This window comes from [Mycobacterium] fortunisiensis (genome assembly GCF_019050325.1).
Lineage (GTDB): Bacteria > Actinomycetota > Actinomycetes > Mycobacteriales > Mycobacteriaceae > Mycobacterium > Mycobacterium fortunisiensis.
The window spans coordinates 1-16,604 of the sequence record NZ_VOMB01000009.1 but is presented as its reverse complement, the minus strand read 5'-3'; the positions used below and the strand labels follow the sequence as shown (position 1 = coordinate 16,604).

The following is a 16,604-nucleotide window of genomic DNA, read 5'->3' as shown; positions in this document are numbered from 1 at the left end:
AAGGTCCCCAAAACCATGGCACGGACGTTAACATTGGCGACACCTAGTGTAAAGGATGTAAACGATGCTCGAATCCGCCGACGGCGCCAGTCAGGCGCGTCAGCGCATCCTGCAGGCCACCTTCAAGGTGCTGAGTCGCCACGGCTACAGCAAATTCAACCTGTCTGATGTTGCTGCGCAGGCCGGCATTTCGCGTCCGACGCTCTATAAGTCGTTCTCTTCCAAGGAAGATTTGCTGGCTGCGTTCAGCCAGTTCGAACTCGAGCTGGTGAGGGAGGAACTCGCCCGCTCGCTCGGCGACCGCAGCGGGCGAGAACGATTGGAGGCGGTGCTGCAGTTTCTGGTGGACTTTTACGGCTCCTACCAGATGCGCGGCCTCATCGAGATCGAGCCCGCGGTGGTGCTGACCCAGATGGGCAAGGCGCTACCAGCGCTCAGCGAGTTGATCGCAGGGGAGATCACCGGTCAGGTCGACGATCCAGTGGCCGTGGCCGCCGCACTGGTCCGGATCGCGGTGTGCCACTATCTGGTTCCCGGTGGCGACGAACATCTGCTACTCACCCAACTCCGCGTCGCAGCCGGGGTACGCTGACCCGCCGTGGGACGAGTTGACGGCAAGGCAGTACTCATCAGCGGCGGCGCCCGCGGCATGGGCGCGGCCCACGCGGCGGCTCTGATCGCCGAGGGCGCGGCGGTGGTGATCGGGGACGTCCTGGACGAAGCCGGCCACGCGACAGCCGAAACACTGGGCGACACATGCCATTACGTGTCATTGGACGTCACCCGGCCGGATCAGTGGGATGCGGCTGTGGCCGGCTGCATGGCCCGATTCGGCCGGCTGGACGCCTTGGTGAACAACGCCGGCATCGTGACGATGGGTTCACTGCGCACGGCACCGCTGGCAGACTGGCAACGCGTTCTCGACGTCAACCTGACCGGCGCCTACCTGGGTATGCGGTCGGCGCTGGATCCGATGATCGCTGCCGGCGGCGGGTCGATCGTCAACGTGTCCTCGGTGGAGGGGCTGGCCGGAAGCGCACACCTGCACCCCTACGTGGCCGCCAAGTTCGGTCTGCGCGGTCTCACCAAATCTGCTGCAGTGGAACTGGTTTCGCACAACATTCGGGTCAACTCATTGCATCCCGGGCTGGTGCACACCCCGATGAGCGCCGGAGTCACCGAAGAGTTCATGACGCCCATTCCGATGCGCCGTGGGGCCGCTCCGGCCGAGGTGTCGGCTTTTGTCGTATTCCTGGTCAGCGACGAATCCTCATATGCCACCGGCGCCGAGTTCGTCGTCGACGGCGGTTTGACGAGTTACGTTCCCGCCAATCTCTGACTCACGTGTAGTTCGCCGACTACTGCCATCGAACCCGGTCGGCGTACAGGTTGGCACAACGCGCGTGCCGCTCGGCGATGACGCGCCGTTGGACCTTCCCGCTCTCGGTGCGCGGCAACGGCCCCTCCCATAGCACGATCTGTTCGGGCAGCTTCCATTTCGCCAATCCGGCATCCACAAGTGGTGTCGTGATGAGCTCAAGGCTCATCGCGTCGGGAACATCTGCGATCACCGCTACCGCGACCCGCTCACCGGTCTCGGTGTCGGGAAGTGCAAAGGCCGCCGCTTCGCGGATTCCCGGCAGCGCCGCGACCCGTTCGTCGATCTCGGCCAGTGAAACCTTGAGTCCTTTTCGCGACGCTGTTTCGGTCAGTCGGCCCGCCACGGTGAGCCGGCCATGCTCCACTCGGCCGAGGTCTCCGGTGCGAAACCAGCCGTCACCGGCGAAGGCTCCCTCGTTGTGTTGCTCGTCGAGATAGCCGAGAAATCGGACGGGCCCTCGGACCAGCAGCTCCCCCGGGCCATCGACGCGCAACTCGGTCCCCGGTGCGCAGGCACCGTCGTCCCGGACGCGATCCGGGCCGGTGTCCGAAGGCAACGTCAGCACCGCGCACGGAGCTTCCGACGAGCCGTAGATACGCACCGGTGTGATGCCGTACCGCTCTGCTGCGACGTCGAGTAGGGCGCGCGGGATGACAGAACCGCCGACGAGCACACTGCGCAGCGGCAGTTCGCTGATGCCTTGCGCATCGGCTTCCGACAGGAGTTCTTCCAGTATGACCGGTGCACCACCGATCAGAGTGGCGCTCTCGTCGCATATGCGACGCAGCGAGCCGGCGCGGTCGAAGCGTTCCTCGAGAAGCAACGTGGCACCGCGATCGAGAGTCAGGTGAATCTGCACGATGCCGGTGACGCTGGCCAGTGGCGAGGACAGGAATGCCACGTCGCGGTCCGTGACGGCGACCGCCTCGGCCAGGTTTCGGGCCGCCGCTCGCACCGTATTCAGGCTGTGTACAACCGCTTTGGGCCGACTCGTGGTACCCGAGGTGAACAATACGACCGACGGCCGATCCGGGTCAGGTTCCACCCAGTCCGTGCATGATCGGTCGCCGGCCAACAACTCGTCGAAACTGGCGCGCGGGACGTCGCCCAGCTCCGACTCCAGTTGGGTGAGCAGCTCACCTGTCGAGACGATCAGTCCCACACCGGCGGTGGCGATGGCATGCGCGACCTCACTGCGACCGGCGCGCCGATCGAGCATGACGGCCACACCGCCGCTGCGGATGATCGCGTGATAGGCGATGACGGCCGCGGCACTCAACGGTGCCACGACCAGCGCGGCGGACCCGTGGCCCACGCCGCGACGACGCAGCACAGCTATCACTCGCGAGATAGCCTGCGCGGTCTGCTGATACGTCCAACTTGAGGCCTGATCACTGAGTGCGCGTCGGGTGGGATCGCGCAGCGCATGGGATTCGACCCCGTCGCGGAGCAACTCCCCGTTCCACCACTGGTGTTCGACATAGCCTTTGCGCAGGTCAGCCGGAATCGGCTGGGCACCGGATAAATCCACGTAATCTCCCATGGCGAATCAGATGCCGCTCACGCTGGGTTCTGGGGACGGGCACTGAGCCCGGAGGCGGTGATGAATTGGCACCGGCGTCGCCGGAACCGCCAGTGTCCTCCCACATTTACGAGTTCGTCGTCATAGAGCGCAGGCCGCAGATTGGAAGTGCCCGCCTCGACGAACAGGATCTGGGATCGCGCGGTGGCGAAACCGCCGTCGACATCGATTTGCGACGCGCCCGTCATGTGCAGACCGCGGGGTGCGTTGGTGAACATCTCCCGGATCCCATCGGGACCGGTGAAAACCCGTCCGTACACCTCGAACTCCGCATCGCTGGTGAACAGGCTCAGACAGTTTTCTATCTCGTCGGCGTCAAGGCTCAGCGCGTAGGCGGAAATCAATTCGCGGACAGCAGCGGCTTCTTCGGACATACAGGTCACCACGATCTGGGGAGTTGGAGGAGCTGAGTGGCAATCAGATTGCGGACAATCTCCGACGACCCACCAGAGATGGTCAGCGCACGCGACCACAACATGGCGTGCTCCAGACGAGCCGCCACCGGTTGGCCGGAGGGACGGAGTCTGCCGCCGGCCATCATGGTCATCGCGTAGGAGCACAGCGCGACGTTGAGTTCGGTGTAGGCCAGTTTGGCCAGCAATCCGTCGCTCGGATGGTCGGTGCCGGCGATCACCTGGCTGACCACGTCGGCCGCAAGGCACTGCACGGCGGCAACACGAGCTTTGAAGTCGGCCAGCTGCTCGGACACGACCGGATCATCGGCTGCCGGGCCGGAGAGGTAGTCGACGTGGCCGGAGAGCTCGACGATGTCGTCCAACAGCTGCGCGAGCAGCACCGAATTTGCACCGACGTACGCCCGTTCAGATGCGAGGCCCGAGTTGACCACCGCCCAGCCCTGGTTGAGCTCACCCAAGATCTGCTCCGGCGGTATCACCACCTGGTCGAGGTGAACCTCGCAGAACTCGTCAGACCCGGTCATCTCACGGATGGGCCGGATGCCGACACCCGGGGTGGTCATGTCGAGCAGGAACACCGTCAACCCGGCATGTGGCTTCGCAGATCGGTCAGTGCGCGCGATCAGCACACCCATCTGCGACCACTGCGCGTCGGTGGACCACACCTTCTGCCCATCGACGCAGAACGTGCCATCGGGTCGCTCAATGGCCTTGGTGGACAGTCTGGCCAGGTCGCTCCCGACGTCTGGTTCGCTGAACAGTTGACACCAGATATCTTCGGCGGAGCGGATTCTCGGCAGATACTTTTCGCGTTGAGCCTCGGTGCCGAATGTGATGATCAGGTGACTGGCCAGCAGCACCTGGTCAATGGGCCGCGGTGCTCGGGCCCGGACGATCTCCTCCATCACCACCGCGTCGTGTCGCAACGAGTGATCTGGGCGCCCACCGTACTGTGCGGGCCACGATCCACCGATCAGTCCGGCATCGAACAGCGAGGCGTACCAGCCGCGTAGTGCGCCCTCGGCGTCCGGACTGCGCGGCACACGGACACCGTCGTAGAATTGTCCGGTCGGCGCCTGTGCGGCAATGAAATTGCGTACCCGCGTACGAAACTCGTCTGTGTGCATGGTCACGCGTAACCATCTGCCAGTCGGTGATGCGGCCGGCCACCGCCTGCGGCCGCATTTTGGAAGACGCGGCGCAAGAAGAAGTGGTGGCCGAACTCCCAGGTAAATCCGATCGCACCGCAGAGTTGAATGCAGTCACTGATGAGATCGGAAGCCCGCGTCCACATGAATGCCTCGGCGACCGCGGCCTTGTGGGAGAAAGCCGCCTCGCCATCGTCGAATGCCTTCGCCGCATCTTCGATGAGCAATCGCATCTGACGATGCGTCAGGGTGTGATCGACGAGCCGGTGTGCCACCGCTTGGTACTTGCCGATTGGGGAGCCGAAAGTGCAGCGCTGCCTGGCATATTCGACAGTTCGGTGTAGCACGCGATCGACACAACCGAGAGTATCGGCACAATACAGCACCCGACGCAGCGCACTGGCCCGCTCGACCGCGGCTGTGGTCGGCCGCTGAACCGGCGAGGTCTGCCTCCGCACGAATCGGCGACTGACGTCGATCGAATGCGCCTGCTCCCACTGTATATCTGCTGCGGCGCCTGTTCTGAACTCCGGTCCGTCGACAATTACCACCGGGAACTCCGCAGGCACCGCAACCATGGCCGTGTTGTCCACCAGCGCTGAGGTATCTCCCACCACGTGGGAGCCCACCAACGTTTCCACAGCGGGGCCGGGATAGAGTGCGCGGCCGCATTCTTCTGCCACCACTGCCGCGGCCGACAGGGATCCGTCGGTCGGCTCGAGTGTCGACCACAGCCCCTGGGCTCCGAGCGCCTCCCAGTTGTCGATCCACGATTCCGACCAATGGTCATCGGGCCAAGCTGAGTAAAACTGCGCCAGCGACTCTCCCGCCGACGACCGCAACAACGCGAGTTCAGGTGCAGCGGAACGGAGATCGGCCACCGCTAGCCGACCAGGGTCAGGTCGGAGTCGAATGGGAATTGCCGCCGGTTACCACCGACAAACACCTCGATCGGTTCAACACGCGGATCCCGCACCCCCGCCGCATGCGGAGCAACTCCACTGCCGGATTTCACGATTGCACTCGCACGGGCACATTCGAATAGCCGGAGACGCTGGTCATGCTCACGCGCTTCAATCCGTCGTAGTCGACGGTGAACTCGGGCATGAAATCGAGCAGATGGTCAAGAGTGATGGCGCTTTCCATGCGCGCGAGGGCAGCACCCAGGCAGCTGTGGATGCCATAGCCGAATCCGAGGTTCTGAGCCTCGGCACGGTTCCTATTGATGTTGAACGTATCGGCGTCCGTAAAGGCCCGCTCGTCGCGATTGGCCGAGGCTCCCAGGAGCATCACCGCGCTTCCGGCCGGAATAACGGTGTTGTGGAGTGCCACATCTCGCATGGTGTAACGGCAGTCGTATTGGACCGGTCCGTCGAACCGCAACAGCTCTTCCACCGCGGCCGGGATTTTGCTCCGATCAGCCCGCAATTGCTCCCACTGGTCACGATGCCGGGAAAACGCCACCACCGCACTGCCCATCAGTTTGGTGACGGTTTCCGCGCCGGCACCACCGAGCAGAATGCAGAACCCAACGATCTCCTCGTCGCTCAAGCTCGTGCGGCTACCGTCTTCGCGCTCCACTTCGGCAGCGATGAGGCCGCTGATCATATCGTCGCGAAGTTCGGCACGCCGCTGCTGAACCAGGTCGTAATAGAAGGCTGCCGACTTCATCATCGCGTCACTGCCGCCGGAATCGATCTGCCCGGGCGCACGCTGCAGGAACTCATCGAGCCACAGCCGCAGCTGCTGACGATGCTGTTCGGGCACTCCCAGCATGCTGGTGATGACCTCCACCGGGAATAGCGCGGCGAAATCGGAGACCACATCGAAGCCACTCGGGTCGACCCGGGACAGATGGTAGGCGATCCGTTCGCGCACAACAGGTTCCTGCGCAGTAATCGCCCTCGGCGTGAATACCTTGTTCACCAAACTGCGCATCCGACGATGGTCGGGCGGATCCATCCAGATGATGGACTGCCCATGCTGAACCTCGCCGCCCTGGATCTCCTCCAGCGTCACACCCCGTGCCGACGAGTATGTCTCGAAATCCTTGAACGCCGCCGCGACGTCGCTGTGCCGACTGAGAGCGTAGAAATCGTACCGATCGCTGTAGTACACGGGCGCTTCGTCACGCAACTGCCGATACATCTCATACGGATCTTCGAAGAACTCCGCCGAAAACGGGTCGAACACCACACTTGCCGTCGTCATCGCCTCACCCTCACAACATGATCGCCCACTGCGGGCCGACAGTGGGCAGCCGTTCACAGGCCCGGCATCAACGTTCCACCCGCCGCACGCCAGATATGATCCGATTCACACCAACTGTGACACTTTTACATACTTTTGTAAAGACAGAATCGTGGGTCCCCGGCGACGATCACGAGACCTTCTGACACAGTGATAACGGCAGCTCAACCCCGACAGGCAGTCACTCCGGTGAGCTGAGATAGCCGTCCCAAGCCATGTCATAGACGTATATCAGGACCAGATCCGCCCACCGTGAAGTGTCACAGCGCCCCACGAATCGGCCGTGACCCCGACGGGCAACCCCGCGCGGATCATGCAGCGTTTCGGCCAGATAGTTGTGACATATTGCCGATTTATGTCCAGTGCCGGATCACGAAGATCTCGGTCGAGAGACACGGCCAGACCGCCGAACGGGTGCATCCGACGGTCGGAGACCCGCAGCGTGCCGCAACTGCGCCAAGAATTCATCTGCATCATCGCCTGACACCACATAGTGCGAGACAATGATCCGCATCACCGCCCCAGCCGCAAGCTCGGCGTCGTCCCCCGAAAGAATTGCTGCCAGACGACTTTTCAACGTCGGCATCAGCGCCGACATTCTTGCGATCACGTGGCCTGGCTCGATATCGATCATACGTAGGCCCGAGTACGAAGTTTGGTAGTCGACAAGGAATTTCAGGGTCGCGTCGACGCGGTCGACACCACGGAGCCCAGCTGTGGCCATCGCAAGACCGGCCTCGAGTCTGTCGGTCTCCCAGTTCGTATATTCGTTGATCAAGTGCTCTTTCGACGGAAAGAACCGGTACAGCGTCATTCGAGATATCCCGGCCTGGACTGCCACCTCGGACATGCTCAGCTTGGTGACGCCTCTCCGCTCAAGCACCTCAGCGGTGGCAACCAAGATGCGCAGCCGTGAGTCATTTTCCGTCGCCGCGCGACCGTCCCCGCCGACCGCAGTCGATGAACCCATCAGGTGATGATGGCAAAGAATCCGGCATGTGTCACTTGCTCGTCATGTGGATGATTTCGATAGAAAGCTCAGTTCATCTGGAACTATGCCCAAGTTGCCTCCACGTTCGCCACTCGTATGCGGCGCTTCCGACGATACATATCTGGAGAAGATGTAACTCTAGCTGTCAACGGTCGGCAGCGATGGAAGCGGCCGTGAGCATGAACCTTGCCCGTAGGACAAAGTCAAGTACAGCTCTGGTGTGAGGCCCGCCTGTCCGAGAGAGTGTCCGTATGACGTCGACACAGAGCAGCTCCCTTATCCGCACCTTCTTCGCCCTGCGATTCGCCACCGGTGTCGCAGCCTGGTTGGCCCCGAACAAGACGGGACGCCTCATCGGGCTCAATGCCGGACGCGACCAGCCGTTCACGACCCAACTCTTCGGGTCCCGTGAACTGACACTCGCACTGGCGATCACCGAAACGTCACCCGAACTGCGGAAACGCGCATTGCAGATGGGCCTGCTCACCGACGTGCTCGACGTCATCGCCGCCGCCCGGGGCATCCGCGCCCGCACCCTCCCGACGACCGGCGCGATCATCGCCGGAGGCGGCGCCGCACTGTTCGCCGGTCTCGGCATTGCCGCCTTGACCAACAACGGGCCGACTGCCGCCGCTGCGATAGCGTCGCAACGGTGAAGACTGGACCGACCCTGTACACAGCATCCGAGCCGCATGACTCGGGCATGCTGGCTGTCGGAGAGGGAAACCAGCTGTATTGGGAGGTATCCGGGAACCCGAAAGGAGTTGCCGCGCTGGTCCTTCACGGCGGACCTGGTTCCGGCTGTGTACCGGCGATGAGGCAATTCTTCGATCCGGCCAGATACCGGGTCATTCTTTTCGATCAGCGTGGCTGCGGCCGCAGCACTCCACATGCCAGTGATCCTGCGGTGAGTTTGAACGCGAACACCACCGACCATTTGATCGCCGACATCGAGCAGTTGCGCCGGCATCTCGGGGTGCGTCGCTGGGTGGTGGCAGGGTGGTCGTGGGGGACGACATTGGCGCTGGCCTACGCCCAGCAGCACCCCGACAACGTCGCAGCGCTGGTGTTGACCGCAGTCACTACGACCACAGAGCGTGAGGTGCAATGGATTACGCGTGACGTTGGGCGGCTCTTTCCCGCAGAATGGTCGCGATTCCGTGTCGGCGTGCCTGTCGCCGACCGAGACGGCAACCTGGCGCAGGCATACTCCCGACTCCTCAGCGACACCGATCCCGACGTGCGGCGGCAAGCTGCGCTCGACTGGTGCGAATGGGAGGATGCGCACGTCAATCTCGGTCCGCAACCGCGTCCGAGGCTGGTAAACACCGACCCCAGTTACCGAATGTGCTTCGCACGACTGGTTACGCACTACTGGCGGCACGCCGCGTGGCGCGGTCCATCTGAGCTCCTCGACAACGTCGACATCATCGCAGCCATCCCAGCGGCGCTCATCCACGGCCGACTCGACGTCAGCAGTCCACCCGACATCGCGTGGCAGCTACACCAGGGTTGGCCGGCGTCGCGATTGCACGTCGTCGCCGGCATGGGGCATCAGTCTGGCGGAGAAATGGGCGTCCGCACACTCGCTGCGCTCGACGAGTTCGCCGACATCGCAGCATGAGAACGGTCACCTTTCCAACACAGACGCGGTGGGCATTCACGACGCCTGTCGCCGGCTCTGAACGCCGGGGTGGCGCGGGAAAATTCCAAGTGGGACATGGTCGAATCGGGGGACGCGAACTCATTGGAGTGGTGTGACGGTCGATTCGGACATTGTCATCGACGCCGACATCGATACGCGCCTGGCCGATTGGATGACGCTCCCCCAAGTCGTTCGAATCAGCTCGCCGGTATCGTCAGCTGCCGAGCAATCAAGTTCATCCTGTAATTTCTTGATCGACGCGGCCGCTCCGCGAGCCGAGACGACCGACATCATGCTCGCCGCTTCCATTTTGATGCCGGCGGCCAGTGATCGCGTTCCAGGCCCACGAACTCGACGAGGCGAGACTAGCGCTTGTTGAGATATCCGGCGTCCACGGGCACCGTGATACCGGTGACATAACGCGCGGCGTCCGATACCAACCAGGCCACTGCTTCGGCGATGTCTTCGGGTTGTGCCACGTCCACCGGTAGCGCATTGCCCATGTCTACGGGCGTGTCCGCGGCCATCTCGGTGAGCCAGTTGCGGATGAACTCGTTGTTGATCATCGGTGTGTCGACGCCGTTGGGGTGTATCGAGTTCACCCGGATACTGTGCTGGGCGAGCAGGTTGGCGTAGACGCGCATCAACCCGACCACGCCGTGTTTGGCGGCGGTGTAGCCGATCGAACCTGCGTTGGGTGTGCCGATGCCTGCCAGTCCGGCAACTGAGCTGATCAACACGATCGAACCGCCGTCGCCCTGCTCGACCATCGTGGGGATCGCCGCCTCAACGGTGTTGTGCGTGCCGGTGAGGTTGACGTCGATCACGTCCCGCCAACCGTCGGCACCCGCTTGCATCGGTGCGATCCCGGCATTGGCGACCACGATGTCCAGACGACCGAACCGACTCACCCCGGTATCGAGTGCAGCCGACAGCGACGCCTGGTCACGGATGTCGCCCTGCGTGGCGACGATCCGGGCGCCGAGGTCCTCGACGAGTTTGACTGTCGCAGCGAGGTCGTCAGCGGTGGCCATCGGATAGGGCACGGACGCAATCTGGTCGCACAGGTCGACCGCGATGATGTCGGCACCTTCAGATGCCAGTTTCACCGCATGCGCGCGTCCCTGTCCCCGCGCGGCACCGGTGATGAAGGCGACTTTGCCGGTCAGCTGACGTTGCATCACAACGACCTCTCTGTGGTGAAGTCCACGTGCAACTCGGTCAGTCCACGCAGAATGTAGTCCGGTGAATATGCGTAGCGACGGGCACCGGCCGGTCCATGGTGTGCTTCCGAGATCCGAAAGTCGGTCATACGGTCCAGAATTCGCTCCAGACTGACCCGGGCTTCGATGCGAGTCAGCGGTCCACCCGGACAGCTGTGCACGCCACGCCCGAAGGCCAGGTGCTGGCGAACGTTGGGTCGGTCGGGCCGGAACTGCGCCGGGCATTCGAAATGTGCGGGATCGCGATTGGCGGCGCCGGGCAGCAGCATCACGGTGGTACCGGGGGCAACCGTTGTCCCGCCGATGGTGGTGGCGACCCGGGTCAACCTGAAGTGGCTCTTGATCGGACTCTCCAGGCGCAGCATCTCTTCGACGAATACCGGGATCTGCTCGCGGTGAGCCCGCAACGTTGCCTGCAGTTCGGGCTGCTCGGCGAGCAGTTGTATCGACGCGGCCAACAGACGCACAGTCGTCTCGTGTCCGGCGAAGAACACCGACGTGGCGAGGTTGACGATCTCCTTGATGCTCGGCGTCGAGCCGTCTGCGAATGTTGCGCACGCCAGTTCGGTGAGCAGGTCTGGCCGGGGTTCTCGGCGGCGGTCCTCGATGTAGGTGGTGAACCATCGGTCGAGTTCGGCCGACGGATTGATCACGATGTCACCGTCCGCCCCCACCCGCGAACCCATATCCGCACCAAACCACTGGCGGAACATCGGGTGATCCGAAGCGGGCACACCGAGAAGGTCAGCGATGACCAGGAGCGGAAACGGCCGGCCATAGGCTGCGACGAAATCGCAGCTGCCGTCGGCGAGAAACTCATCCAGGATCTGGTCGGCCAGACCCCACATGAAGTCTTCGTTCTCTTTGAGCCGTTTGGGAGTGAACAGCCCGTTGAGCAATTCGCGGTGCGCGGTGTGCTGTGGCGGATCGAAACAGACGATATTCTCTGCACCCCAGGGAAATTCGTGTCGATGGGCTTCGATCTGCGCCGAAATGTCGTCGCCTTCGGGCTGAAAGGGAAGCGGAGGGAACGGTCCCACTGCGGCATTGACCGACGAGAACGAATCGGTGTCACGATACACCGCGAGCACATCGTCGTACCCGGTGACGATCACCACGCCGTGGTGTGGCTCACGGAACGCCGGGCACTGCCCGCGCACCTGCTCGAAATACGGGTAGGGGTTCTCAACGACGGACGGGTCCGTGAAGAAGTCAATGTTGTCGGTCATGCCATTCCCTTGTTATTTGATCTCTCGCGCCAACTGCCCGGACAAGGGCTTCACAGTTCATAGGTGATCTGCGCAGGGGTCTTCAGTTCGGTGATGGGCCGCGCCAAACCCTGTGCGGCGCAGATGTCTTGCAATCTGGCCACCGTCTCGGCAACGCCGGGTCCGCGACGCGTGGCGGGCGTGAAGGTCGCGGGTAGGTGACGCATGCCTTGGATGACGCCGATGCTGTCGTAGTGCACCGTCTCCTCGGGTATGCATGCGTAGTCCGGCATCCGGTCCAGCACCGCGGTGAGCATAGATTTGAACACCGTGCGTGCGACGTTGGATCCGATGCAGCGATGCACTCCGAGCCCAAAGCTGAAATGGCGGTTACCTTTCCGATCGAGAACGACTTCATCGGGATCAGAGAACAAAGCAGGATCGCGATTGGCCATCGCCCATGACAGCCATACCCGCTCACCTTCCATGAGTGTCGTGCCGTTCAGTGCCATGTCGGTGGAGATCGTCCGGGCATCGCCGGGCGCCGGAGTGAAGAACCGCAGGAATTCTTCGATGGCCGAGTTGAGCAAGGTGTCGCGGTGTCGGCTCAAATTCGTACGCTCGTCAGGATGCTGAGCCAGCCACTCCAGTGCGTGCGCCGTCAATGCCGTCGTGGTGTCGAAACCACCACCGATCAACAGGTTCAGCATGCCGATCAACTCGACATCCGGGGGTGGCTCGCCCTCTATCCGCAGCCGGGCCAGCGCGTCGATGATGCCCGGTCGCGGATTGTCGCGGATCTCGACGAGGTTGGTGTACAGATCGACACCCATCTCCATGTACAACTCACGCACACGCGCCGCGTCGGGCGAATCCGGCGGTGTGTACACCGACGCGTGCGCCGGTTCGTTGTACATCGTCCACTTGTCCAGCGGCACACCCAGCATGGCCAGCGTCAACACGGCAGGCACCACATTGGCCAGATCGTCGACGAAATCGATACGCCCGGTCTCGATGTGGTCATCGACGCAGGCACGCACGATCTCATCGACAAAGGGCACCCACCGCTTGACCGCCGCGGGTGACAGGTAGGGATTCAGCACGGAGCGGTAGTGGTGGTGCTCGGGATCGTCCATCTCCAGCATTCCGCCACGAAAATTTGTCGCCTCGACCAGCAAGGGAATCGAAATACCCTTATAGCCACGGCGTTCATTGTTCACATCGTGGTCATTGGACACATGCGGACACCGGGCGAGTTCAAACACCTGCTCGCCGCCGGCGGCCACCCAGTGCCCGTCGTAAGTGTCGGTCCATGCGAGCGGGCACGTCCGGTGCATCTGGTGTGTGACCTCGCTGAAGCGCTCCCGATAATCGGCGCTGTGGCGGTCGAAGTGGAAGTGCCGCGAGGCAAAACGGTCGAGTTCCGCGCTCATCGCAAGGTACCGCTCTCGGAATCCACCTGGATGTTGTTGAGCTGCAACAGCAATCGTTCGATGCTCACCCGCAAGAACCTTCCCGCGATCTGCCTCCATCGACACACTGAGCGCGTCGCTGCCCGGCGTCTCGCCTCTTGCGGTAAAATTAACAGTCAATACACCAAGTGTAAAGAAGGTAAAGCCATGGGCCGGACGACCAGTGAGGGGCGGGCCGCCACCCGGACACGGATTCTCGAGGCCACCGCCACGGTGTTGGGGCGCTGCGGGCACAGCAAGCTCAACCTGTCCGACGTTGCAGCACAGGCCGGTGTTTCGCGGCCCACGCTTTACACGTTCTTCGCTTCGAAAGACGAGCTCCTCGACGCTTTCAACACGCACGAGCTGGAGCTCCTGAGCGACGAGATCACAGCGGCGACCGTCGGACTGGTTGGCAAACAGCGGCTAGATGCTGCGCTCGGTGTCATGGTCGACATTCATCAATCGCGACGGCTACGCCGCATGGTCGACATGGAACCGCACCAGGTGTTGACGCAAATGTCCCGCGCACTGCCGACGATGTTCGCATTGTTCCGGCCCGCATTCGAAGGTGCGGTCTCCGAACCGGACGTCGCCACCACCGCCGCCGTCCGCATTGGAATCTGCCACTACCTCGTCCCCGCCACAGACGACAGCCAACTCCTCGCCCAACTACGACTGGCCACCTACGGATCAATCATCGAAGCAGCCTGATGAAGTGCTACTCAACTGCCGGCTCGAATGAGCCGAAACTGCACCAACGCCGCTCGGTCAATCGAATCGCATTTCCTCCCGTCTGGACAAAAGTGGTCCAGATCCGATGACGTGGCGCTGGGGACTGGCGACTCGATTTCAGCTCTCATAGGTTTTGCATAGTTACCACCAATGTCCACCTCATGCCTGGGGCCGATGCTTTAACCATGACTCAGTTGATGGTTGACGCTCCTCACTCTGCGGTGTCGGTTCGTCCCGACGCGGTCGCGGTGGCCCGTGAGCGTGGTGTCCCGGTGGTCGACGTGGTGGTTCCGGTCTACAACGAGCAGGCCACACTGGCTGGCTCGGTGCGCCGCCTGCACCGCTACCTGGCCGAGTCGCTGCCCTATACCGCACGCATCACCATTGCCGACAACGCCAGCATCGACGACACTCCGCGGATCGCCGCGCAGCTGGCCGACGAACTCGACGGCGTCCGCGTTGTCCGCCTGGAGCAGAAGGGCCGCGGGCGGGCATTGCACACGGTGTGGTCGACCTCGGACGCGCCGGTGCTGGCCTACATGGACGTCGACCTGTCCACCGACTTGGCCGCGCTGCAACCGCTTCTGGCACCACTGATCTCAGGCCACTCCGATCTAGCCATCGGCACCCGGCTGGCCCGCGGATCGCGCGTGGTGCGCGGCCCCAAGCGCGAGGTGATCTCGCGCTGCTACAACCTCATTCTGCGGTCTACCCTGGCCGCGAAATTCTCTGACGCCCAATGCGGATTCAAGGCAGTCCGAGCCGACGTGGCGGCACGGCTGCTGCCTCACGTGGTGGACACCGGATGGTTCTTCGACACCGAGATGCTGGTCCTGGCCGAGCGCTCCGGGCTGCGGATCCACGAGGTCCCCGTCGACTGGGTCGACGACCCAGACAGCCGGGTCGACATCGTCGCGACCGCCACCGCGGACCTCAAGGGCATCGCGCGACTGCTGAAGGGCTTTGCCACCGGTGCGATTCCGGTGCGCGAGATCAGCGCGCAGCTCGGCTCGAGCCGGGCCGCCGCGCCCCGAAACCTGCTGCGCCAACTGGTGCGGTTCGGCGTGGTCGGCATCGCCTCGACCCTGGCCTATCTGCTCATCTTCAGCGTCCTACACACCTCCGTCGGAGCGCAGGCCGCGAACCTGGTCGCACTCCTGGTCACCGCGATCGCCAACACCGCCGCCAACCGTCGCTTCACCTTCGGGGTCCACGGCAGTGCCGGCGCGGCACGCCATCACGCCGAGGGGCTCGCGGTTTTCGGGCTGGCCCTCGCGCTGACCAGCGGATCGCTGGCAGCGGTCAACGGACTCATCGCTCCGACCCCGCACTGGCTGGAACTCGCGGTGCTGATCACCGCCAACCTCACCGCCACAGCACTACGCTTCACGCTGCTGCGCGGCTGGGTCTTCCACCCGAACCGCGACTGACCCACCTACGCAGCGATTTGTGGAGCGTCAACCGTCACGGACACGGCCAACGCTCCACAAACCACTATTGAGAGGACCACTTGATGGCCGTCACCACCGACCCGAGCACTGTGGCGCTCGCCCCGGACAGACCCGTCGATCCGCGATGGGCGCGACCCGGTCTGGCATTGTTGTTGATCGCCACCGCGGCGTTCTGGTGCATCGGACTGGGCCGCAACGGCTGGGCCAACGCCTTCTATTCGGCAGCCGTGCAGGCGGGGACGAAGAGCTGGAAAGCGTTTCTGTTCGGTTCCTCGGATGCCGCCAACGCGATCACCGTCGACAAACCGCCGGCCGCACTGTGGCCGATGGAGATCTCGGCTCGCATCTTCGGCGTGAACACCTGGTCCATCCTGTTGCCGCAGGTGCTGCTCGGCGTGGCCTCCGTCGCCCTGCTGTACGTGATCGTCAAGAGACACTTCGGCCCGGCCGCCGGCCTGATCGCCGGGGCAGCCCTGGCACTGACGCCCGTCGCCACCTTGATGTTCCGCTTCAACAACCCCGACGCGCTGCTGGTTTTCCTGATGGTCGGTGCTGTCTGGGCCCTGCTGCGTGCCGTGGACGATGGCCGGACCCGGTGGATTGTCTTGTGCGGCGCGCTGATCGGCCTGGGCTTTCTCACCAAGCAATTGCAGGTGCTGTTGGTATTGCCAGGGCTGGCGCTGACATACCTGATCGCGGGCCCGCCCCGGATGCGCACCCGCGTGCTGCAACTGCTGGCCGGTCTGGCCGCGATGATCGCCACAGCGGGCTGGTGGGTGCTGCTGGTCGAGGTGTGGCCGAAAGACAGCCGCCCCTACATCGGCGGCTCCGAGAACAACAGCTTTCTCGACCTCACGTTCGGCTACAACGGGCTCGGCCGGCTGAAGGGCGGCGACACCAACTTCCCTGGAGGAGCGCCACCCGAGATGCCCGGCGGTTTCCATCCGTTCGGGCAGGCCGGCATCGCCCGGATGTTCACCGGCGAATCCGGCGGGCAGATCTCATGGCTGCTTCCCGCCGCACTGATCCTGCTCGTCGTCGGACTGATCGTCTGCGGACGCAGGCCGCGCACCGACGCCCAGCGCGCCCAGTTCCTGGTCTGGGGCGGATGGCTGGTCGGCAC

Annotated in this window: 16 protein-coding genes; 7 read left to right on the top strand and 9 right to left on the bottom strand. The window is 63.3% G+C overall.

The features are described from left to right. Positions 1–64 precede the first annotated feature (64 nt). Both FR943_RS06115 and FR943_RS06110 read left to right on the top strand, forming a co-directional pair. Positions 65–592 (top strand): TetR/AcrR family transcriptional regulator, encoded by a 528-nt coding sequence (locus tag FR943_RS06115; RefSeq protein WP_217155466.1) that lies wholly within the window; start codon positions 65–67, stop codon positions 590–592. Positions 593–598: 6 nt separating this feature from the next. Next, the gene (locus tag FR943_RS06110; RefSeq protein ID WP_217155465.1) at positions 599–1,339 is read left to right on the top strand and encodes an SDR family oxidoreductase; all 741 of its coding nucleotides are present in this window, start codon (positions 599–601) and stop codon (positions 1,337–1,339) included. 19 nt (positions 1,340–1,358) lie between these two features. Here the strand turns inward: FR943_RS06110 and FR943_RS06105 are convergent, their stop codons facing one another. The 6 genes from FR943_RS06105 to FR943_RS06080 form a co-directional block, all read right to left on the bottom strand. Beyond that, positions 1,359–2,912, bottom strand: coding sequence for a class I adenylate-forming enzyme family protein (locus tag FR943_RS06105; RefSeq protein ID WP_217155464.1), 1,554 nt, complete (start codon positions 2,910–2,912; stop codon positions 1,359–1,361). Between the two features lie 29 nt (positions 2,913–2,941). Beyond that, positions 2,942–3,337 carry a nuclear transport factor 2 family protein gene (locus tag FR943_RS06100; RefSeq protein ID WP_217155463.1) on the bottom strand — a complete coding sequence of 132 codons (396 nt, stop codon included), beginning with the start codon at positions 3,335–3,337 and terminating at the stop codon, positions 2,942–2,944. Between the two features lie 5 nt (positions 3,338–3,342). Then, positions 3,343–4,506 carry an acyl-CoA dehydrogenase family protein gene (locus tag FR943_RS06095; protein WP_246584884.1) on the bottom strand — a complete coding sequence of 388 codons (1,164 nt, stop codon included), beginning with the start codon at positions 4,504–4,506 and terminating at the stop codon, positions 3,343–3,345. A gap of 2 nt (positions 4,507–4,508) precedes the next feature. Beyond that, the gene (locus tag FR943_RS06090) at positions 4,509–5,408 is read right to left on the bottom strand and encodes an acyl-CoA dehydrogenase family protein (RefSeq protein WP_217155461.1); all 900 of its coding nucleotides are present in this window, start codon (positions 5,406–5,408) and stop codon (positions 4,509–4,511) included. Positions 5,409–5,538: 130 nt separating this feature from the next. Further along, positions 5,539–6,738 carry a cytochrome P450 gene (locus tag FR943_RS06085; RefSeq protein WP_217155460.1) on the bottom strand — a complete coding sequence of 400 codons (1,200 nt, stop codon included), beginning with the start codon at positions 6,736–6,738 and terminating at the stop codon, positions 5,539–5,541. Positions 6,739–7,147: 409 nt separating this feature from the next. Then, positions 7,148–7,747 carry a TetR/AcrR family transcriptional regulator gene (locus FR943_RS06080; protein ID WP_217155459.1) on the bottom strand — a complete coding sequence of 200 codons (600 nt, stop codon included), beginning with the start codon at positions 7,745–7,747 and terminating at the stop codon, positions 7,148–7,150. Positions 7,748–8,019: 272 nt separating this feature from the next. On the opposite strand from FR943_RS06080, the gene FR943_RS06075 reads away from it, so the two are divergent. Together FR943_RS06075 and pip are read left to right on the top strand one after the other, a co-directional pair. After that, positions 8,020–8,424: a hypothetical protein gene (locus FR943_RS06075; RefSeq protein ID WP_217155458.1), complete on the top strand. Its 405-nt coding sequence runs from the start codon at positions 8,020–8,022 to the stop codon at positions 8,422–8,424. Beyond that, complete coding sequence (gene pip, locus FR943_RS06070; RefSeq protein WP_217155457.1) at positions 8,421–9,392, top strand: prolyl aminopeptidase; 972 nt, start codon at positions 8,421–8,423, stop codon at positions 9,390–9,392. The genes FR943_RS06075 and pip overlap by 4 nt, the downstream gene beginning before the upstream one ends. A gap of 386 nt (positions 9,393–9,778) precedes the next feature. On the opposite strand, the gene FR943_RS06065 is transcribed toward pip, so the two are convergent. From FR943_RS06065 to FR943_RS06055, 3 genes are read right to left on the bottom strand one after another with little or no spacing between them, the layout of a single operon-like run. Beyond that, the gene (locus FR943_RS06065; RefSeq protein WP_218045358.1) at positions 9,779–10,594 is read right to left on the bottom strand and encodes a mycofactocin-coupled SDR family oxidoreductase; all 816 of its coding nucleotides are present in this window, start codon (positions 10,592–10,594) and stop codon (positions 9,779–9,781) included. After that, entirely contained in the window at positions 10,594–11,865 is a 1,272-nt protein-coding gene (locus FR943_RS06060; protein WP_217155455.1) for a cytochrome P450, read from the bottom strand. Before FR943_RS06060 ends, FR943_RS06065 begins: the two co-directional genes overlap by 1 nt. Positions 11,866–11,915: 50 nt before the next feature. Continuing rightward, positions 11,916–13,277, bottom strand: coding sequence for a cytochrome P450 (locus FR943_RS06055; protein WP_217155454.1), 1,362 nt, complete (start codon positions 13,275–13,277; stop codon positions 11,916–11,918). Between FR943_RS06055 and FR943_RS06050 the strand changes: the two genes are divergently transcribed. From FR943_RS06050 to FR943_RS06040, 3 genes are all read left to right on the top strand, one after another. After that, positions 13,224–14,009, top strand: a complete 786-nt coding sequence (locus FR943_RS06050; protein ID WP_308170478.1) for a TetR/AcrR family transcriptional regulator — start codon at positions 13,224–13,226, stop codon at positions 14,007–14,009. The genes FR943_RS06055 and FR943_RS06050 overlap by 54 nt on opposite strands. A 206-nt stretch (positions 14,010–14,215) precedes the next feature. Further along, a complete protein-coding gene (locus FR943_RS06045) occupies positions 14,216–15,460 on the top strand; it encodes a bifunctional glycosyltransferase family 2/GtrA family protein (protein WP_217155453.1) in 1,245 nt (414 codons plus the stop codon). Positions 15,461–15,543: 83 nt separating this feature from the next. After that, positions 15,544–16,604 (top strand): glycosyltransferase family 39 protein (locus tag FR943_RS06040; protein WP_217155452.1); only part of this gene is annotated, 1,061 nt, incomplete at its 3' end.

Coding starts and splice junctions, on each gene's coding strand:
- FR943_RS06115 (WP_217155466.1), top strand. CDS start 65: ATGCTCGAATCCGCCGACGGCGCCAGTCAGGCGCGTCAGCGCATCCTG.
- FR943_RS06100 (WP_217155463.1), bottom strand. CDS start 3,337: ATGTCCGAAGAAGCCGCTGCTGTCCGCGAATTGATTTCCGCCTACGCG.
- FR943_RS06095 (WP_246584884.1), bottom strand. CDS start 4,506: ATGCACACAGACGAGTTTCGTACGCGGGTACGCAATTTCATTGCCGCA.
- FR943_RS06085 (WP_217155460.1), bottom strand. CDS start 6,738: ATGACGACGGCAAGTGTGGTGTTCGACCCGTTTTCGGCGGAGTTCTTC.
- FR943_RS06080 (WP_217155459.1), bottom strand. CDS start 7,747: ATGGGTTCATCGACTGCGGTCGGCGGGGACGGTCGCGCGGCGACGGAA.
- FR943_RS06075 (WP_217155458.1), top strand. CDS start 8,020: ATGACGTCGACACAGAGCAGCTCCCTTATCCGCACCTTCTTCGCCCTG.
- FR943_RS06065 (WP_218045358.1), bottom strand. CDS start 10,594: ATGCAACGTCAGCTGACCGGCAAAGTCGCCTTCATCACCGGTGCCGCG.
- FR943_RS06060 (WP_217155455.1), bottom strand. CDS start 11,865: ATGACCGACAACATTGACTTCTTCACGGACCCGTCCGTCGTTGAGAAC.
- FR943_RS06055 (WP_217155454.1), bottom strand. CDS start 13,277: ATGAGCGCGGAACTCGACCGTTTTGCCTCGCGGCACTTCCACTTCGAC.
- FR943_RS06045 (WP_217155453.1), top strand. CDS start 14,216: ATGACTCAGTTGATGGTTGACGCTCCTCACTCTGCGGTGTCGGTTCGT.